The 12,645-nt window shown below is 73.9% G+C and carries 15 protein-coding genes; 7 read left to right on the forward strand and 8 right to left on the reverse strand.

What is annotated here, in order from left to right; all coding sequences use genetic code 11:
• Window positions 1-142: 142 nt before the first annotated feature.
• From ACFP2E_RS04300 to ACFP2E_RS04320, 5 genes are read left to right on the forward strand one after another with little or no spacing between them, the layout of a single operon-like run.
• Window positions 143-370, forward strand: a complete 228-nt coding sequence (locus ACFP2E_RS04300; RefSeq protein WP_378521346.1) for a hypothetical protein — start codon at window positions 143-145, stop codon at window positions 368-370.
• A complete protein-coding gene (locus tag ACFP2E_RS04305) occupies window positions 370-1,236 on the forward strand; it encodes an FAD:protein FMN transferase (RefSeq protein WP_378521345.1) in 867 nt (288 codons plus the stop codon). The genes ACFP2E_RS04300 and ACFP2E_RS04305 overlap by 1 nt, the downstream gene beginning before the upstream one ends.
• Complete coding sequence (locus ACFP2E_RS04310; RefSeq protein WP_378521344.1) at window positions 1,233-1,871, forward strand: ferric reductase-like transmembrane domain-containing protein; 639 nt, start codon at window positions 1,233-1,235, stop codon at window positions 1,869-1,871. Before ACFP2E_RS04305 ends, ACFP2E_RS04310 begins: the two co-directional genes overlap by 4 nt.
• Window positions 1,868-3,070 carry an NADH-ubiquinone oxidoreductase-F iron-sulfur binding region domain-containing protein gene (locus ACFP2E_RS04315; protein WP_378521343.1) on the forward strand — a complete coding sequence of 401 codons (1,203 nt, stop codon included), beginning with the start codon at window positions 1,868-1,870 and terminating at the stop codon, window positions 3,068-3,070. The genes ACFP2E_RS04310 and ACFP2E_RS04315 overlap by 4 nt, the downstream gene beginning before the upstream one ends.
• Complete coding sequence (locus tag ACFP2E_RS04320) at window positions 3,063-3,329, forward strand: ferredoxin (protein ID WP_378521342.1); 267 nt, start codon at window positions 3,063-3,065, stop codon at window positions 3,327-3,329. Before ACFP2E_RS04315 ends, ACFP2E_RS04320 begins: the two co-directional genes overlap by 8 nt.
• Window positions 3,330-3,350: 21 nt before the next feature.
• Here the strand turns inward: ACFP2E_RS04320 and ACFP2E_RS04325 are convergent, their stop codons facing one another.
• Entirely contained in the window at window positions 3,351-3,800 is a 450-nt protein-coding gene (locus tag ACFP2E_RS04325; protein WP_378521341.1) for a potassium channel family protein, read from the reverse strand.
• Window positions 3,801-3,887: 87 nt separating this feature from the next.
• On the opposite strand from ACFP2E_RS04325, the gene ACFP2E_RS04330 reads away from it, so the two are divergent.
• Window positions 3,888-4,691 carry an SDR family NAD(P)-dependent oxidoreductase gene (locus tag ACFP2E_RS04330; protein ID WP_378521340.1) on the forward strand — a complete coding sequence of 268 codons (804 nt, stop codon included), beginning with the start codon at window positions 3,888-3,890 and terminating at the stop codon, window positions 4,689-4,691.
• A 29-nt stretch (window positions 4,692-4,720) separates the two neighbouring features.
• Here the strand turns inward: ACFP2E_RS04330 and ACFP2E_RS04335 are convergent, their stop codons facing one another.
• The 7 genes from ACFP2E_RS04335 to ACFP2E_RS04365 are packed head-to-tail and all read right to left on the reverse strand — an operon-like array spanning window position 4,721 to window position 12,032.
• Complete coding sequence (locus ACFP2E_RS04335; RefSeq protein WP_378521339.1) at window positions 4,721-5,872, reverse strand: N-acetylglucosamine-6-phosphate deacetylase; 1,152 nt, start codon at window positions 5,870-5,872, stop codon at window positions 4,721-4,723.
• A complete protein-coding gene (gene nagB, locus ACFP2E_RS04340; RefSeq protein WP_378521338.1) occupies window positions 5,869-6,654 on the reverse strand; it encodes a glucosamine-6-phosphate deaminase in 786 nt (261 codons plus the stop codon). The genes ACFP2E_RS04335 and nagB overlap by 4 nt, the downstream gene beginning before the upstream one ends.
• Before the next feature lie 24 nt (window positions 6,655-6,678).
• Window positions 6,679-8,205, reverse strand: coding sequence for a sodium:solute symporter (locus tag ACFP2E_RS04345; protein ID WP_378521337.1), 1,527 nt, complete (start codon window positions 8,203-8,205; stop codon window positions 6,679-6,681).
• Entirely contained in the window at window positions 8,205-9,431 is a 1,227-nt protein-coding gene (locus tag ACFP2E_RS04350; protein ID WP_378521336.1) for an anhydro-N-acetylmuramic acid kinase, read from the reverse strand. The genes ACFP2E_RS04345 and ACFP2E_RS04350 overlap by 1 nt, the downstream gene beginning before the upstream one ends.
• Window positions 9,428-10,348 carry an N-acetylmuramic acid 6-phosphate etherase gene (gene murQ / locus ACFP2E_RS04355; RefSeq protein ID WP_378521335.1) on the reverse strand — a complete coding sequence of 307 codons (921 nt, stop codon included), beginning with the start codon at window positions 10,346-10,348 and terminating at the stop codon, window positions 9,428-9,430. Before murQ ends, ACFP2E_RS04350 begins: the two co-directional genes overlap by 4 nt.
• Window positions 10,345-11,310: an N-acetylglucosamine kinase gene (locus ACFP2E_RS04360; protein WP_378521334.1), complete on the reverse strand. Its 966-nt coding sequence runs from the start codon at window positions 11,308-11,310 to the stop codon at window positions 10,345-10,347. Before ACFP2E_RS04360 ends, murQ begins: the two co-directional genes overlap by 4 nt.
• A 5-nt stretch (window positions 11,311-11,315) precedes the next feature.
• Window positions 11,316-12,032: a GntR family transcriptional regulator gene (locus ACFP2E_RS04365; protein WP_378521333.1), complete on the reverse strand. Its 717-nt coding sequence runs from the start codon at window positions 12,030-12,032 to the stop codon at window positions 11,316-11,318.
• Between the two features lie 165 nt (window positions 12,033-12,197).
• Between ACFP2E_RS04365 and ACFP2E_RS04370 the strand changes: the two genes are divergently transcribed.
• Complete coding sequence (locus tag ACFP2E_RS04370) at window positions 12,198-12,500, forward strand: chorismate mutase (RefSeq protein ID WP_378521332.1); 303 nt, start codon at window positions 12,198-12,200, stop codon at window positions 12,498-12,500.
• Window positions 12,501-12,645 lie beyond the last annotated feature (145 nt).

Genomic DNA, 12,645 nt, shown 5'->3' on the forward strand with positions numbered 1-12,645 from the left:
GTCTGCCCCGCTCGCCGCCACGTGTGGGGCAGCGACGGCCGGTGGTCAGGTGGCGTTCAGGCTCCCGGCTCCACCATCGGGTCATCGAGGTGCTCGCCGACCGGAGCCGGGCACACGGGCAGAACGAAGTGGAGGACCTGACATGGAACCCCAGGACCGCATCCGTCGCGTCGGGAGGGCGAAGGCCGTCCTCGTGGCGCTCTCCCTGTCCGGGTCGGCCGCCCTCGCCGGCGGCCTCGCCGCCCCCGCGCTGGCCGACCTCCAGCAGGTCAACGGCCAGACGACCACGGTGGTGCCGGCGGATCAGCACGGCAGCGGCGTCTCCCACGGGAGCGGCGGCCCCGCCCACAGCACCACGAGGGGGTCGTGATGACGTTCGCGCAGACCTGGGACCGCTGGGGCACCACCTGCAGCGTGGTCACCACCCAGCCCGAGGAGCTGCTCGCAGCCCGCCGGGGGTGCGACCGGGTGATGGACGAGGTGGAGGACGCGCTCAGCACGTGGCGCGACGACACGGAGATCGTGCGACTCCGCGCAGGGTGGAACCACGTCTCGCCCGTGCTCGCCGGCGCGATCACCGCCGCCCTCTGGGCCGCCCGCACCACCGGCGGTGCCGTCGATCCGACGATCGGGGAGGCCGTCCTCCGCTGGCGCGACGGATCCGCCGGACCGGGCCGCGACGCGACCACGGCGCACTGGACCGATCTCGAGGTGCTCGACCACCGGGTGTGGCTGCCGGACGGAGTCCGGCTCGACCTCGGTGCCCTGGGCAAGGCTTACGCAGCCGACCTCGCCGCCCACCTCGTCCGTCGCCGGATCGGGGGCGGGGTCCTGGTCAACCTCGGCGGTGACATCGCCACGGCCGGCGCCGGCCCGGTCCACGGGTGGCAGGTCCGGGTGCAGGACGCCCCCTCGGACCCGGAGCTCGTCGTGACCCTCGAGCCGGGCATGGCCATCGCCACGTCCAGCACGCTGCACCGCCGCACCCGCCCGGACGCGCCGGACACCGGCCACGTCCTCGACCCCCGGAGCGGGCGGTCCGTCTCGGGGCCGTGGCGCACCGCGACGGCCGTCGCGCGCACCTGCGTCGCCGCCAACACCTGGTCGACCGCCGCGCTGGTGCTCGGCGACGCCGTCGACGACTGGCTCACCTCCCACCCCGCCCCGCTGCGACTGGTCGACCACACCGGGCAGACGCACCAGCGGTGCACCTTCCCCCGGGAGCGTGCGGCATGAACGAGGTCCTGTGGTGGGTCTCCCGCAGCACGGGGATCGTCGCCTTCGTCCTGCTCACGCTCGCGCTGCTGCTGGGGATCCTCAGCCGCAGTGGCCGCGACGTCGCCGGAGTCGGTCGCTACGGGCTGCTCGAGCTGCACCACACGGCAGCGCTCACCGCCCTCGGCCTGCTGGCCGTCCACGTGGTCACGGTCGTCCTGGACTCGGTGGCGGGCGTCAGCACGCTCGCCGCGCTGGTGCCCTTCACCAGCGGCTACGCGCCGGTCTGGGTCGGCCTCGGCGTGCTCGCGACGTACGGCGTCCTCGTCGGCTCGGCGACCGGCCTGCTGCGCGGCCGGCTGAGCCCGCGCGGCTTCGCGGTGGTGCACGCCCTCACCCTCCTGGCCTGGCCGCTGGCGGCGCTGCACTTCCTCGGGGCGGGGACCGACGGCCGGGCGCCGTGGGCGCTGGGACTGGTGGCGGCCTGCACCGCCCTCCTCGTGGTGGCCCTCGGCTGGCGGCTCACGCCGGGCGTCAGGTCCCGGGGCCACCGCCGCATCCCGCGGCGGCCGGGCCGCTCCGGAGCGGCCGCCCGCGGGCCGGTACCCGTCGCCGTCCGCCCGCTGCGCCGCACACCGGGAGGTGTCCCGCGATGACCTCCGTGCACCAGACCGTGGCCAGCCTCGGCCCGGCGACGCCGGCCCGGCTGCTCGACGGGGGCGGGACCGCGCCCACGCCGATGCCCGACGCCGCCGACCTGGTGGCCATGCTGGACGCGGCCGGCCTGACCGGCCGTGGGGGCGCGGGCTTCGCGACGAGCCGGAAGCTCTCGTCGTTCCTGCACCACCCGCCGGACCACGTCGTCGTCGTCGGCAACGCCATGGAGGGCGAGCCGCTGTCACGCAAGGACCAGGTCCTGCTCACCGTGGCCCCCGACCTGGTCCTGGACGGCCTGGCCGTCCTGGCCCACGCCCTGGACGCCCGGCGGGTCGTCCTTGCGGTGGGGACCCAGATTCCACTCGGGCCCCTGCTCCGGGCACGGACCAGCCACGCTCATGGCCGCCGGGTCGAGGTGCTGCCCCTGCCGGACCGCTTCGTGGCCGGCCAGGAGTCCGCGCTGACCAACGCCGTCAACGGCCGGCCAGCGATCCCGGGTCCGCGCCACCAGCCGGTCCGGCTCGCCGGCGTGGACCGGCGACCCACGCTCGTCAGCAACGCCGAGACCCTCGCCCAGATCACCCTGGTGGTCCGTCACGGACCCGCCTGGTGGCGCACCGCGGGGACCGCCGACGACCCCGGCACCTTCCTCGTCACGGTCTCGGCGAGCGCCCCGGGCACGGTGACCCGACCCGGGGTCCTCGAGGTCCCGCGAGGCATCCCCCTCGTCGACGCACTCCTCCGGGCCGGCACCGCACCGGACCGCGTGGCGGCCGTGCTGGTCGGCGGGTACCACGGTGCCTGGGTCCCGCGGTCCCGGCTGGACGTCCCCCTCGCCGGGCCCGAGCTGCGGGCTCTGGGAGCCAGCCCCGGCGCGGGGGTGCTCCACGTCCTGGACCGGGCCGACTGCCCGCTGCGTGTCGCCGCCGCCATCACCGACTACCTCGCCGGACAGACGGCCGGTCAGTGCGGTCCCTGCGTGAACGGGCTCCCGGCCCTCGCCGACGCCATGCACCGGCTCGCCGACCCGGGCTCGCTGGGCGCCTCGCCGTCCCGGGTCGACGCCCTCTGCGGACTCGTCGACCGTCGCGGTGCCTGCGCCCACCCAGACGGCAGCGCCCGGCTCGTGCGCAGCACCCTGGAGGTCTTCGGTGACCACGTGGTGGCCCACCTGGAGGGGAGGTGCAGCCGTGGCTGACCCGCCGTCCTCGGCAACCGCACCAGCTCGTCAGGCTCGCCTCGAGGTCGACTGGACCCGGTGCGACGGCCACGGCACCTGCGTAGAGCTGCTGCCCGAGCTGCTGAGCCTCGACCCCTGGGGCTATCCGCTCTCGCGCACCGGGCGGCCCGATCCCGTGGTGCCCGCGTCGACCCTCGACCGGGCGCGGCGGGCGGTCAGGGCATGCCCGCTCGCCGCGCTCCGCCTCGACGAGCCCGCCGCCCGACAGCGGCGCTGACGCCACCGTGCCCGGTCCGGCTCAGGCCTCGGGAGGCGCCGACGGGCGGTCCCGGGGATGCTCGAGATCCGGGGCGAGGGCGTCGAGCCTCGCCTCGACTCGACGGAGCGCTTCGAGGATCTCGAGGTCGAGCGCCCTCTGCCGGGCCTCCGGCTCCTCTTCCTCCTCCCTGACGAAGAGGGCGGCGAGGGACGCGCTCACCATGGCGAGCAGCAGGAAGCCGACGACCATCAGGACAGCGGACAGGAGCGCCCCGGCGAAGGTCTCCGGAGGAGGACCGATGAAGCCGACGGTCGTGATGAGGCTGATCGCCCACCAGAGCCCACGGGGGAAGGACCCCACCGTGTCGCTCTCCAGAGCGGCCATGGCCGCGGCCGAGACGAGGACCGAGAGGAAGGCCGCCAGAGCAAGCGGGAGCAGCCAGGCGGAGGTGACCGGGACCCGCAGGGGGCCGACGCGCAGATGCTTCACCTCTTCAGGCTAGATCGGCATGACGGATGCGCGGTGCGTCCTACGCTGGATCGGGTTCAGTCGCCGCCGACGGTGAGGAGCACCGCGATGCAGATCGAGGGCAAGGTCTTCGTGGTCACTGGCGGCGGCAACGGCATCGGTCGCGAGGTGGTGCTGCAGCTGCTCCGGCGCGGGGCACGGGTCGCCGTGGTCGACGTACGCGCCGAGTCGCTCGAGAAGTGCTCGCAGCTCGCGGGATCGGCGGCCGAGCGGCTCAGCACCCACGCCGTCGACCTCACCGACCGCGCCGCCGTCGAGGCGCTGCCCGAGGACGTGGTCGCCGCCCACGGCCAGGTCGACGGGCTCCTCAACGTCGCGGGGATCATCCAGCCGTTCGTCCGGTTGGCCGACCTCGACTGGGCGGAGGTCGAGCGGGTCCTCGACGTCAACCTGTGGAGCGTCCTGCACACCACCAAGGCGTTCCTGCCGTGGCTCACCGCCCGGCCGGAGGCGTGCATCGTCAACGTCTCGAGCATGGGAGCGTTCGCCCCCGTCCCCGGCCAGACCGTCTACTCCGCCAGCAAGGCCGCGGTCACACTCCTGAGCGAGGGCCTGTACGCCGAGCTGCGGGACACGCCGGTCGCCGTCACGACCGTCTTCCCGGGCGGCACGGACACCGCGATCGCGGCCAACTCCGGCGTCACGGTGCCCGGGATGTCCGACGCGCAGCGGAGCTCGTTCCCCACGACATCGGTCGAGGACGCGGCGGGCAAGATCGTCGAGGCCGTGGAGAAGGGCAGCTATCGCGTCGTCATCGGCAAGGACGCGAGGATGCTGGACGTGCTGTCACGGCTCTCGCCCCGGCGTGCGACGGACATGATCGCCAAGCGCATGGCGGCGTTGCTGGAGTGAGTCGAGCGCGGCACCATCCGCTGCCGTGGTCAGCCTGCCCCGACGCGCCGGCCACGCCGCCACACGTGGCGCACCCGCAGCTCCTCGTCGAGTGCGACGACATCGGCGCGGCACCCGGAGGCCAGACTCCCGACGTCGTCGCGGCCGAGCACCCGGGCGGGCACGGACGTCGCCGCCGCGACGGCCTCGGACAGCGGTACCCCGACCTCGCGGACGGCGAACCGCACCGCGCGGTCGAGCGTCAGGGTGCTGCCGGCGATGGTGTCCTGACCGGCGACCCTGGCCACTCCCTCACGCACCGCCACGCGGAGCGGCCCCAGGTCGTAGTCGCCGTCGCCCGACCCTGCGGCGGCCATCGCGTCGCTGACCAGCGCCCAGCGACCCGGCGCCTGGCGCACGGCGGACCGCAGCAGCGCCGGGTGGACGTGCAGCCCGTCCGCGATGAGCTCGACGACGACCTGCTCCGACTCGAGCAGGGCCACGGCGAGGCCCGGCTCCCGCTGGTGCACCGGGCGGTGGGCGTTGAAAAGATGGGTCCCGACTCCCACCCCGTCGGCGATCGCGCCCACCGCCTCGGCGTACGTGGCGTCGCTGTGGCCCGCGGCGACGACGACCCCACGCTCCCGCAGCGCCCGCACGACCTCCCGGGCGCCGGGCCGCTCCACCGCGAGCGTGACCATGCGCACGGCACCCTCGCCGGCACGGAGCACCCGCTCGACGTCCGGCCAGGCCGGGTCGCGGAGCAGCCTCGGGTCGTGCGCCCCGCAGAAGCGATGGGAGAGCCACGGCCCCTCGAGGTGGATGCCGGCGAGGTCGTCGTCGGCGACGAGCCCGGCCAGCGCCGACACCTGTCCGGCGAGCACGTCGAGCGAGTCGGTCACCAGGCTCGCGACGGACGTGGTGGTGCCGTGGCGCCGATGCGTCCGCAGCACCGTCCGGGCGGCCTCGCGCCCGTCCGTGTACGCCGCGCCGCCACCGCCGTGCTGGTGGAGGTCGACGAAACCGGGCACCAGGGTCAGCCCGTCGAGGACGGGGACGCCGGCCGGCGGAGAGCCGGCCCCGACGTCGACGATGCGGCCGTCGCGGAGGCCGAGCCAACCCGGCTCGAGCGAGCCGTCCTCGCCGAGCACGCGGGGCGCGGCCAGGACCGACGGCGCGTCGAGCTCGTCCACGTCGCTCACAGCTCCTGCCACTTCGGCTTGTGGTGGTAGGTCTCGCGGTAGTAGTCGGCGAGCTCGAGACGGGCGGCGGACGCCTCGTCGACCACTACCGTCACGTGCGGGTGCAGCTGGAGCGCGCTACCCGGCCAGCGAGCCGTCACCGGTCCCTCCACGACCCTGGCCACAGCCTCGGCCTTGGCCTCGCCGCTGGCCAGCAGCAGCACGTGCCGGGCCTCCAGGATCGTGCCGATCCCCTGGGTCAGGCAGTGCCGGGGAACTGCCTCGACCGAGCCGCCGAAGAACCGGGCGTTGTCGCGCCGCGTCTGCTCCGTGAGCGTCTTGACCCGGGTTCGCGAAGCCAGCGACGAGCCGGGTTCGTTGAAGGCGATGTGACCATCGGTGCCGACTCCGAGCACCTGCAGGTCCACGCCTCCGGCGGCCGCGATCGCGTGCTCGTAGGCGTGGCCCGCGGCCACCAGGTCCTCGGCGAGGCCGTCCGGAGCCTGCACCCGGGCCGTCGGCAAGTCGGTCCGGGCGACGACCGCGGCCTCGATGACGTTGCGGTAGCGCTGGGGGTGGTCGGCCGGGAGGCCGACGTACTCGTCGAGGAGGAAGGCGCGGCAGCCGGCGAGGCTGAGCTCGCCGGCTGCCACGCGTCGTGCCAGCTCGCCGTACAGGGTCGACGGGCTCGAGCCGGTGGCCAGGCCCAGCACGGCCCCGGGCGTGCGCGCCGCCAGCGCGGCGACGGCACCGGCAGCTGTCGCCCCCACCGCCGCCGCGTCCGGCACGATCACGACCTCCACGTCAGCCTCCCGCCTCCCTCGCGGTCAGGACCGGTCGGCGACGGACGCCGGCTCCGGCGCTCCCGACGCCGGGCTGGACGGGTTGCGCAGCGAGAGCAGGCCGCCCACGACGAGGGTGACGACCACCCCGGCCAGCGGGTACCACTGCCAGGCCAGCAGCACGTGGGGAACGCCGTCGACGGCCAGCACCCACTTCTCCAGCACGAACAGCGTCGTGGTCGTGGCTGCCGCGCAGACGAAGGCGACGTTCGCGTCGAGGGCGCGGGCCCGCTTGTTGACCAGGCCGAGTGCGAAGGCCCCCAGCAGCGCGCCGTAGGTGATGCCGGCGATCCCGAGCGCGAGCACCACGATGCTGCCGCTGTCGTTCTTGAAGAACACCGCCGGAGCGATGAAGGCCAGACCCCAGCCGACGGTCGCCCAGCGACCGACACGGAGCCCCTCCTCGTCGGCGACCGGCGTCCGCTTGATCCGGCCGTAGACGTCGTTCACGGTCGAGGAGGCCAGCGCGCTGAGCGAGGAGGACAGCGTGCTCATGGCGGCGGCGAGGATGCCGGCGAGCAGCAGGCCGGAGAGCCCGGCGGGGAGCCCCTCCACGATGAACGTCGGGAAGATCTCGTCGTTGCGGGTCATCCCCAGGTCCGCGGGTGCCTGCTGGTCGAAGTAGCCCCACAGCGCCAGGCCGACGCCGAGGAAGATCGCAAACTGGAAGAAGACCACCACGCCGGAGACGATGATCGCCTTCTGGGCCTCGGCCTTGCTCCGGCAGGTCAGGAGGCGCTGGACGATGATCTGGTCGGCGCCGTGCGAGGCCATGGAGAAGATCGCGCCGCCGATCAGCGACGGTACGAGCGTCGAGGAGTCCGTGAGCAGGTCGCCGCCGAGGACGAGCATGTCCAGCTTGTCGGCTGCGGCAGCGTCGCTGAGCCACGACAGGCCGATCTGGTTGGTCACCACGACCAGCGTGAGGAGGCCACCGAAGACGTAGAGCAGCATCTGCGCCACGTCCACCCAGACGACGGCCCGGATGCCGCCGATCAGGGTGTAGACGATGGTTACCACGGCGAGCACCACGATGATCGTGAAGTAGCTCGCCTCCACGCCGAGACCGCCGAGGATGAGCTTCAGCGGGATCGCGGCGGCCAGCACCCGGATGCCGTCCGCCAGCAGCCGGGTGAACAGGAACGTGACGCCGGCGGTGGTCTGCGTGCTCGCACCGAAGCGCTTCCCGAGATAGGCGTAGGCGGTGACCATCTCACCGTCGTAGTAGCGCGGCAGCATGACGGCAGCCACCACGACGCGACCGATGAGGTAGCCGAGCGCCACCTGGAGGAACGAGATGTTCCCCATGTAGGACATCACCGGCACGCCCACGACCGTGAGGGCGCTCGTCTCGGTCGCGACGACCGAGAGGCACACCGCCCACCAGGGCAGGTCCCTCCCGCCGAGGAAGTAGTCGGTCAGCCCCTTCTGCCGACCGCTGAGCTTGATGCCCAGGACGGCCGTGGCGACCAGGTAGACGATGATGACCCCGAGGTCCAACAGGTGCAGCATCAGGATTCTCCTTGCGAACTGGTGTGAAAACCGGAGCGGGCCACCGAGAGCCCGCGAGGTGGGTGCCGGCGCGGAGGTGGCAGGTCGAGCGGCCGGTTGCCGGGCGTGAGCCGACCGGCCGGGGTGCCGCGGGAGGCACCGGTGCAGCTCGGCAGGGTGCCGGGCAGGCCGTGCCAGGTCAGCCAGCCCAGGAGCGCCATGAGGACCGCCTCCTTCGCCGCGCCCGGGAGGCCGACGGCGTCGGTGGTCTCGAGCCGGGTGCCGGCTCCGAGGGCCCGGGCGAGCTCCTCCATGAGCACCGGGTTGTGGGTGCCTCCCCCGGATGCGAGGACCCGACGGACTTGGTGCCGACGGCACTCGGCGGCCACCGTGACCGCCGTCAGCCTCGTGACCGTGGCGATGACGTCGTGCGGGCCGGCCGCGGGGTGCGCGCTGAGGAACCGGTCGAGGTAGGGCCCGTTGAACAGCTCCTTGCCGGTCGACTTCGGCGCCGGCCGAACGTAGTACGGCTCCGCGAGCAGGTCGTCGAGGAGCGGGCCGACGACGGTGCCCGCGGCCGCCAGGGCGCCCCCTCGGTCGACGGCATCGGGGTCGGCCGTGATCCGTCGGGCCATCACGTCGATGAGTGCGTTCGCCGGGCCGGTGTCGTAGGCGAGCGGGTTGCCCCCCGGGGTGACGACGGTGATGTTGGCGATCCCACCCAGGTTCAGTGCCGCCGTCGGCTCCTCGACCTTGCCGAGCAGCAGGTGGTCCAGGAGGCTCGCCAGCGGCGCACCCTGCCCACCGGCGGCCACGTCGCGGGCCCGCACGTCGGAGAGGACCGGGCACCCGACCCGCTCGGCGATCCAGGCGGGTTGCCCGATCTGGAGGGTGCCCCGCACCACGCCGTCGTCGAGGAGGTGCAGGACGGTCTGGCCGTGCGAGACGACGAGGTCGCAGTCGGCGCGGTTGTCGTCGAGCACCTGCCGCACGGCCTCCGCGGCGGCAAGGCCGAGCCGGCTGTCGACGTCGGCCACGAGGGCCAGCGGGACGGGGTCCGGCTCGAGCAGGCGCAGCACGTCGTGGCGCAGCCCGTCGGGGAACGGCACCTCGCGGTGGTCGAGCAGCTCCAGCACCAGCTCCTGGTCGGGCGCGTCCCCGCTCTCGCCTCCGGCGACGCGGAGGTCCACGAGCGCCACGTCGAGCGCATCCGCGGAGGTCCCCGTCATCAGTCCCACGATCCTCACGGCGCCTCCCCCATCAGGAGGGCGAGTCGCCCCCCGACGGTGGCGAGCCGGGCGGCCGCCTCGTCCGCCGGGACCCCGAGCAGGAGGGCGGCAATGGCCGTCTTGGCGTGGCCGCCCGACGCCGCGAGCGCCTGCTCGGCCTCCTCGGGTGAGGCCCCGGTCGCCTCCACGACGATGCGCCGCGCCCGCGCCTCGAGCTTCTCGTTGGTCGCGAGGACGTCGACCATGAGCGTTCCGTGCACCTTCCCCAGCCGGATCATCGTGATGGTCGAGAGCATGTTGAGCACGAGCTTCTGCGCCGTGCCGGCCTTCAGCCGCGTGGAACCGGCCACGAGCTCGGGACCCGTCAATGTCTCGATCGGGTGGTCGACCGCGGCGGCCAGCTCCGTGCGGGCGTTGTTGACGACGCCGACCGTCGCCGCACCCGCCCGCCGGGCTGCCCGGACGGCGCCGAGGACGTACGGCGTGCGACCCGATGCACTGATCGCGACCACCACGTCGGCCTGGCCGACGCCCGCAGTCGTCACGTCGGACGCTCCGCCCTCGGCGTCGTCCTCCGCGCCTTCCACCGCCCGGGTGAGGGCCGCGGCGCCCCCGGCGACGACGGCATCCACGACCTCGGGTCCGACACCGAAGGTCGGCAGGCACTCGGCAGCGTCGAGGACCGCCAGCCTGCCCGGGGTGCCGGCTCCGACGTACAGCATCCGGCCCCCCTTCTCCAGCCGCGCAACGATCGTCTCCAGGGCGTCCGCGACCTGACCGGCCGCAGCCTCGACCGCGCCCGCCACGACGCTGTCGTGGTCGAGCTGTCGGGCGACCAGCTGCCGGACGTCCAGCAGTTCGAGCCGGGTGCCGGGCTGCGACCGCTCCGTGTCGAGAGCGGCCAGCTCGTCCCCCGGTCGTCGTGGGTTCGTCAACGGTCGTCTCCTCGTAGGTCGGGGTCGCAGAGCGTGCTGGCGCGGTGGGGCAGCTCGGGGGTGGTGGCGATCAGGAAGCCGCCCCGGAGCGCGTCGCCGTCCGCCTCGCGGCGGGTCGTGCCGGGCAGCGCGGCCTCGAGGTACCGGTCGAGCGGTGCCGTGAGGACATCGCCCGCCGAGAGCAGGCCCCCGGTGCTCGCGACGGCCACCGGAGCCTCGATCCCGGCCCGGCGAGCCGCCGCCGCGACCGACTCCGCGAGCTCGCGGGCGGCTCGGTCGCAGATCTGGATGGCCGCGGAATCACCGTCCGTGGCCGCACGGACGACGTCGCGCGCGAAGGACGCGACGACGCGAGCAGGATTGGGGGCGCCGTGCACCTGGCGCGGGAGGTCCCGAGGGCTGCCGAACCGCTCGCGGAGCCGGTCGAGCAGGGCGACGCTGCCGCCACGTCCGTCAGCCTGTCGAAGCGCCAGGTCGAGGCCGGCCCGCCCGATGGCGTAACCGCTGCCGGCGTCCCCGAGGAGGTAGCCGTAGCCGTCCACCAGGGCCACGCGACCCGCGGCGGAGACCGCCAGGACGCTGGCACCCGTACCCACCGCCAGGACTACTCCCGGGGCCCCGGACAGGGCACCGGCGTGCGAGGTGACGGCATCGCTGGTGAGGACCACACTGGCTGCGGGGAAGCGGGCGCGGAGGCCGGCGCGGAGGCGCGCCGACGTGCCCGGCGCGCTGAGCAGGCCTGCCAGTCCTGCCACCACCGTTCCCACGGCGCCGGGCGGCCGGGTGTCGAGAGCGTCGACCGCCTCACCCATCCTCGCGAGTGCCTGCTCGACGCCGCCCGGGTCGCTCAGCCCCACGGCGCCTGGCGCCTCGCCGTACCCCACCTGGCTGCCGTCGGACCACAGCCCGGCGCGACAGCCGGTCTTGCCGGTGTCGAGCGCGAGGACGGAGGAGGCGGCCATGCCGATCACCGCGCCGGGCTCGGGGACGGGACGGCGAGCTCGGTGCGGATCTGGTAGCGGTCGCCGCGGTAGACCGAGCGCACGAACTCCACGACCGTGCCGTCGGCGCTCCAGGACGTGCGCTCGAACAGCAGCGCCGGCGAGTGCAGCGGCACACCCAGCTCGCGCGACTCCTCCTCGTCCGTGACGGTCGGCTCGATGGTCTGCACGCCACGCGCGATCTCCACGCCGTACCTCGTGCGGAGCAGCTCGTAGTACGAGCCCCCCTCGAGGTCGGCGCGGCCGAGCCCCGGCACCAGCGACGAGGGCGTGTACAACGACTCGATGGACATCGGCTCGTCGTCGGCGAGCCGGAGCCGGATCACGTTGAGCACGTCCGCCGTCGGGGACACCTCCAGCCGCCGCGCGACGCGGGCCCCGGCCGGACGGGTCGCCATGGCCAGCACCCGCGAGCCCGGCCGCATCCCGCGAGCGCGCATGTCCTCGGTGAAGGAGGTTGCCGCCAGCGGCGAGTCCAGCTTTGGACCGACGGCGAAGACGCCGGCGCCCGGCCGGCGGCGCACCAGGCCCGCTGCCACCAGCTCGTCGGTGGCGCGGCGCAGGGTCATCCGCGAGACACCGAGCTCGGCTGCCAGGTCTCGCTCGGGGGCCAGCTGCTCGCCCGCGGCCATGTCGTCGAGCCGGTCCAAGAGCTGGTCCCGGACCTCGTGGTACTTGGTCACGGGCGCCATTGAGACAGACGTGGACTTTGAAAGCAAGACCATTGGTCCACATTTCTAGTCCACCGGTCCAGTTCAGGCGACGTGGCGCGCTGGCCGTCGAGGCATCCCCGCTCAGGGTGCGGGACCGGCGTGCACCTGGTGTCGCCGGTGCACCACGATGTCCTCGTGGACACGGAGGAGGCAGTGGCCGAGCTGCACCGGCTTCGCGCGAGCATCGACAACCTCGACGCGGCCCTGGTGCACCTGCTCGCCGAGCGGTTCAGGTGCACCGAGGACGTCGGCCGGCTCAAGGCGCGCGCCGGCCTGCCGCCGGCCGACCCGGCCCGCGAGGCCGTGCAGATCGCCCGCCTCCGGTCACTCTCCGAGGCGTCCGGCCTCGACCCCCAGTTCGCCGAGAAGTTCCTCGCCCTGATCATCTCCGAGGTCATCCAGAACCATCGGCAGTTCCTCGACGAGGCCGACTCCTAGCCGGACGAGGACCGCTAGTTGTGATGCCCAGGCACGTTGGTCGAGAACCTGCGACGACACGATGTGACCTGTAGATGGGCGAAGGCCTCCCGGTGTGGAGTGGAGCTGTCTAGGAACCGCTCCGCCACCGAAGGAGGCCTTCGTG

This window comes from Nocardioides sp. GCM10027114, assembly GCF_042659625.1.
GTDB lineage: Bacteria > Actinomycetota > Actinomycetes > Propionibacteriales > Nocardioidaceae > Nocardioides.